Raw genomic sequence first — 5,389 nt, 5'->3', positions numbered from 1 at the left:
GCCGGTCGCGCGTGCTGCTGGCCGAGGCTCTCCCGCGCATCTGGAGCGCCTATCGCCTGCCATCGAGGGCGGGCTCGCGCCAAAGGCGCCGTAGCGAATGAAATAGGTCGATCCGCAGTGCCGCAGGCGATGATGCGGGCCGTCGCCGCGTAGAAATCCTGGTGCCCGCCGAGGGGATCCAGGCGCAGCGCAAGCTCATCCAGCACAAGGGCGAAGCGGAGCATCGCGGCGCCATCGCAGGCCCCTCTGTCCGGTCCGATCCGGCCGCGCATTCCGTAGCAGCGCTGGGCGAGATCCTGACCGTGAAGCAGCTCAAGAAAGGCACTTGACCCTCCCAAGTTGGGAGACCTGCAGGTCCCGCTCGACACAGCCAAGGAAGCACGGACATGCCACGACTTCTTCCAATTGCGCTCGCCGCTGCGGTCGCTGCCGGCGCGGGCGCCGCGTGGTACCACAGCGGCCGCCCCGTCCAGGCCGACACGCCGACCGCTGCCACGCCGGCGATCGCGGTGCCCATCGCGCCGGTCCTCGTCCGCGAGATGGCCGAAACTGCCGAGTTCACGGGCTTCCTGCACGCGGCGCGGAGCGTGGAGCTGCGCCCGCGCGTCGGCGGCATGATCGAGGTGGTGGAGGTGCCGGAAGGCGGCCTTGTGCAGCCCGGCCAGGTGCTGTTCCGCCTGGATCAGCGGCCCTACCGCGCCGCGCTGGCGCGCGCCGAGGCGGCGCTCGCGGAAGCGCGCGAGCGCCATGCGCTTGCCGGCCGCCAACATGCGCGGACGCGAAGCCTGGCGAGCGATGGGTATGCTCCGCGTGAGCGGCTCGACCAGCAGGCAGCCGAGCGTGCGGTCTTGGGCGCGCAGGTGCAGGCCGCCGAGGCAGCTCTCGCCACAGTCCGGCTCGATCTCGACTTCACCGTGATCACGGCACCGGTTGCCGGCCGGATCGGCCGCGCGCTGGTGACCGAGGGCAACCTCGTGGCCGCCAGCGAGACGCTCCTGGCCGGCATCGTCGCCATGGACCCGATCCACCTGCTGTTCGACGTGGACGAGCCGACCTATCTGCGCCTCCTGGCGGCTGCGGCGGGGACCGGCGACACGCCGGTAGAGGTCGAGGTCGGGCTGACCGGCGAGGACGGCTTCCCGAGCCGGGGACAGCTCGACTTCCTCGCCACCCAGGCCGACCGCGCGACCGGCACGGCGCGGCTGCGCGCGGTGCTGGCGAACCCCGACGGCAGGCTCGCACCGGGGCTCTTCGCGCGCGTGCGGGTGCCGCTCTCTGCGCCGCGCCCAACGGTGCTGGTGGCGGAGGCCGCGATCGGCGCGGCGCAGGGCGGCCGCTACGTGCTGGTCGCCGCGCCGGACGGCATCGCCGCCTTCCGTCCGGTCCGCCTTGGACCTGCGGCGGGAGAGGGCCTGCGCGTGGTGCGCGAAGGACTCTCGCCCGGTGAGAGTGTGGTCGCACGCGGCATGATCCGCCCCGGCACACGCATCGCGCCGCTGCCCGCTTCCGTGGCCTCGCACGCGCAGGAACCTCGGTCATGAACGCCATCCCACGCTTTTTCGTGGAGCGGCCGATCTTCGCGGTCGTGCTCTCCGTACTGATGCTCGTCGCCGGCGGCCTCGCCCTGATCCGCCTGCCGCTGTCGGAATACCCCGCCGTCACGCCGCCCACGGTGCAGGTCGTGGCTCAGTTCCCCGGCGCCTCGCCGCGCGAGCTCGCCGAGACTGTCGCAGCGCCTATCGAGCAGGAGGTAAACGGCGTAGAGGGCATGCTCTACATGACCTCGCAGTCGGTGGACGGGCAGGTCACACTCGCCGTCACCTTCGCGCATGGCACGGACCCCGACCTCGCGCAGATCCGCGTGCAGAACCGCATCCAGCGCGCGCTGCCGCGCTTGCCGGAGGAGGTGCAGCGGCAGGGCGTCGTCGCGCGCAAGGTGTCGCCCGACATGCTGATGGTGGTGCATCTGGTCTCGCCAGATGGGCGTTTCGATGCACTGCACCTGGCGAACTTCGCCACTCTGCAGGTGCGCGACCGGCTGCAGCGCATCCCTGGCGTGGGCGAGGTGAATGTCTGGGGTGCCGGGGACTACGCCATGCGGATCTGGCTCGATCCCGATCGCATGGCCGCCCGCGGTCTGACCGCGGCCGAGGTGGTGCGCGCGGTGCGAGCGCAGAACCTGCAAGTCGCCGCCGGCGCCGTCGGCCGGCAGCCGGGCGCCGGGCTGGCGCCGCAACTCACCATTGACTTTCGCGGCCGCCTTTCGGAGCCAGAGGAATTCGCCGCGATCGTACTAAAGACCGGCGTGGAGGGGCGCCTCGTGCGGCTCGGGGACGTCGCCCGCGTGGAACTCGGCGCGGAAGGATATGCGCTGCGCTCGCTGCTGGACGGCGAGCCGGCCGCGGCGCTGCAGATCATCCAGGCACCGGACGCAAACGCGCTGGACGTCACCGCCGCGGTGCGCCGCGCCATGGCGGAGATGGGTGTGGAGTTCCCGCAGGGCATCGAGCATCGCATCGCCTACGATCCAACGGTGTTCGTCCGCGCATCTATCTCCGCAGTACTCGTCACGCTGCTGGAGGCGGTGGCGCTCGTCGTGCTGGTGGTGGTGTTGTTTCTGCAGGACTGGCGCACCTCCTTGATACCACTGGTCGCCGTGCCTGTCTCGCTGGTCGGCACGCTCGCCGTGATGCTGGCGCTCGGCTACTCGCTCAACACGCTTTCGCTGTTCGGCCTGGTGCTGGCGATCGGCATCGTTGTGGACGACGCGATCGTGGTTGTGGAGAACGTAGAGCGGCACATGGCCGCGGGCCTCGCGCCGAAGGACGCCGCGCGCAAGGCCATGGACGAGGTAACTGGGCCGATCGTTGCAATCACTTCGGTGCTGGCCGCAGTTTTCTTGCCGGCCGCTTTCCTCTCCGGCCTTCAGGGCGAGTTCTACCGGCAATTCGCGGTGACAATCGCGGTCTCCACCGTGCTCTCGGCGGTAAACTCGCTGACGCTGAGCCCGGCGCTCGCAGGCGTGCTGCTGAAGCCTCATGGTATGCCAAGGCGGGGGCCGCTCGGTTGGTTCTTCGCACGCTTCAACCGCGGTTTCGACGCGACGGCGAGGGGGTATGGCGCCTTCGTGCAGCGCGCCGCACGCGCAACCGGCCTGGCGCTGCTTGTCTATGCCGGGCTGCTCGGCCTGGGCTGGCAGGGCTTCCAGCAGGTGCCGACCGGCTTCGTGCCGCAGCAGGACAAATACTACCTCGTCGGTATCGCCATGCTGCCCGCCGGCACCTCGATCGAGCGGTCGGAGGCTGTAGCGCGGCAGATGTCGCGGATCATGCTGGACGAGCCCGGCGTGGAGAGCGTAGTGGCCTTCCCGGGTCTCTCAATCGACGGCTTCGTCACGCTGCCCAACGCTGCCGTCGTCTTTACCATGCTCGAACCCTTCGAGCAGCGGCGGACACCCGACCTTGCTGCCAACGCCATCGCGCAGCGGCTGCAGGCCAGGCTGTCCGGGATCCAGGACGGGCTTGCCCTGGTATTCCCGCCGCCGCCGGTGCCCGGGCTGGGCGCGGTCGGCGGCTTCAAGCTCCAGGTGCAGGACCGTGCGGGACTGGGGCTCGAGGCGTTGGCCGAGGCGACACAGCGGCTCGTCGCCGCGGCCGCGCAGCGACCGGAACTCTCCGGCGTGATGGCGAGCTTCCATGTATCGGCGCCACAGCTGAGGGTGGAGCTGGACCGCGACCGCGCCCTGGCGATGGGCGTCGCGCCGACCGATGTGGCGCAGGCGCTGCAACTCGCGCTCGGCTCGCTCTATGTGAACGACTTCCAGCAACACGGGCGGACCTACCGCGTGATCGCCCAGGCCGACGCTGGCTTTCGCCTGCGCGAGGAGGATCTGGCGCGGCTGCGCGTGCGCAGCGCCGCGGGCGCGATGGTGCCGCTTGCTTCGCTGGTGCGCGTTCAGGCCTCAACAGGACCGGACCGGGTGGTGCGCCACAACGGCTATCCCTCGGCCGAGGTCGGCGGTGCGCCGGCACCCGGCTTCGGCTCCGGCCAGGCCCAAGCGGTGATGGAGGCACTGGCGCGCGAGGTGCTGCCGCCGGGCATGGCGATCGAATGGACCGAATTGGCGTTGCAGGAACGTCTAGCCGGCAATGCGACGGCCTATGTCTTTCCCGTCGCTGTGCTGCTCACGTTCCTCATCCTGGCGGCGCAGTACGGCAGCTGGTCGCTGCCGCTGGCCGTGCTGCCGGTCGCGCCGCTCGCGGTGGCCAGCGCGCTGGGCGGCGTGATCGCGACCGGGGGCGACAGCAACGTCTTCACCCAGATCGCCTGGCTGGTGCTGGTCGGGCTGGCGGCGAAGAACGCGATCCTGCTCGTGGAATTTGCCCGCGAGCGGGAGCTTGCGGGTGCCGACCCATTGGCTGCGGTCATCGAGGCGGCGCGGCTGCGGCTGCGGCCGATCATGATGACCTCCATCGCCTTCGTCGCCGGCGCAATCCCACTTGCCCTTGCTACCGGCGCCGGGGCGGAGATGCGGCGGGCCATGGGCATCGCGGTCGCCTCCGGCATGGCCGGCGTGACGTTGCTTGGCCTGCTGTTCACGCCCGTCTTCTACCTGCTGGTGCGTCGCGTGGCGCAGCGGCGACCGGCGGCGCCTTCTGCTGCGACTGCACCAGCTCCGAATGCCACTACCGCTGCCCATGCTGCAAGGGCCTGACCATGAAGCCCGCCTCGCGTTCCATCGGCCTGCTGCTGACGACCGTCCCACCCGCCGTATGGAGCAGCAACTCAATCGTGGCGACGGAGAGGCTTACGCATGATCTCGCCCTCACCGTGGCCGACGCTGCTGATGACCTTGGTCAGGTGCCGCGCTGGTTTAAGGCGACCCCCGGAAGAAGAACGGAGCCGCGCGTGGCCCTTGACCCTCCCATCGCGGCAATCACCACATTATTGGGCAGACGAAACTTAGAAGGACAGCGTGATGCATCGCTTTCGAATCGCGAACATGAAATGCGGCGGCTGCGCCAAGGGCGTCACGGCGTTGCTGCGCCAGGCCGACCCGCTGGCGGAGATCGACATCAAGCTGGACACGCGGGAGGCGGCCGTGACGTCGGCCCTGGATACGGCGCGCCTAGAGCAGGCGCTGCGTGATGCGGGCTGGCAGGCCGAGCGCATCGCCGCCTGATCCCGCACAGCCATGTTTGTCATGCCGGTGTGACGCCGGAGACATGCACCGACTTGATGATGCAAATCGTTTAAAGGAAGGAATTCATCTGATGCCTCGCAAATCCCTCATTCTGTCTCTCGCTGCCGGCCTGTTTCTCGGCGCTGGCCTCGGCTACGCCGTATCGCAAGGCATTTCTCCAGGGCATCGCATGCCGGACGGCACGAT

General features: G+C 69.6%; 4 protein-coding genes. All 4 read left to right on the top strand.

What is annotated here, in order from left to right:
* The first annotated feature begins 161 nt into the window (after nt 1–161).
* The 4 genes from ACFHNC_RS24440 (at nt 162) to ACFHNC_RS24425 (ending at nt 5,182) form a co-directional block, all read left to right on the top strand.
* A complete protein-coding gene (locus tag ACFHNC_RS24440; protein ID WP_437171843.1) occupies nt 162–329 on the top strand; it encodes a hypothetical protein in 168 nt (55 codons plus the stop codon).
* 57 nt (nt 330–386) lie between these two features.
* Nucleotides 387–1,541, top strand: coding sequence for an efflux RND transporter periplasmic adaptor subunit (locus ACFHNC_RS24435; protein ID WP_437171842.1), 1,155 nt, complete (start codon nt 387–389; stop codon nt 1,539–1,541).
* Complete coding sequence (locus ACFHNC_RS24430) at nt 1,538–4,714, top strand: efflux RND transporter permease subunit (protein ID WP_437171841.1); 3,177 nt, start codon at nt 1,538–1,540, stop codon at nt 4,712–4,714. Before ACFHNC_RS24435 ends, ACFHNC_RS24430 begins: the two co-directional genes overlap by 4 nt.
* A gap of 264 nt (nt 4,715–4,978) precedes the next feature.
* Entirely contained in the window at nt 4,979–5,182 is a 204-nt protein-coding gene (locus tag ACFHNC_RS24425; protein WP_437171840.1) for a heavy-metal-associated domain-containing protein, read from the top strand.
* Nucleotides 5,183–5,389 lie beyond the last annotated feature (207 nt).

The sequence above is a fragment of the Falsiroseomonas sp. E2-1-a4 genome (assembly GCF_051433165.1).
Lineage (GTDB): Bacteria > Pseudomonadota > Alphaproteobacteria > Acetobacterales > Acetobacteraceae > Falsiroseomonas.
This window is presented reverse-complemented; position numbering and strand designations above follow the sequence as displayed.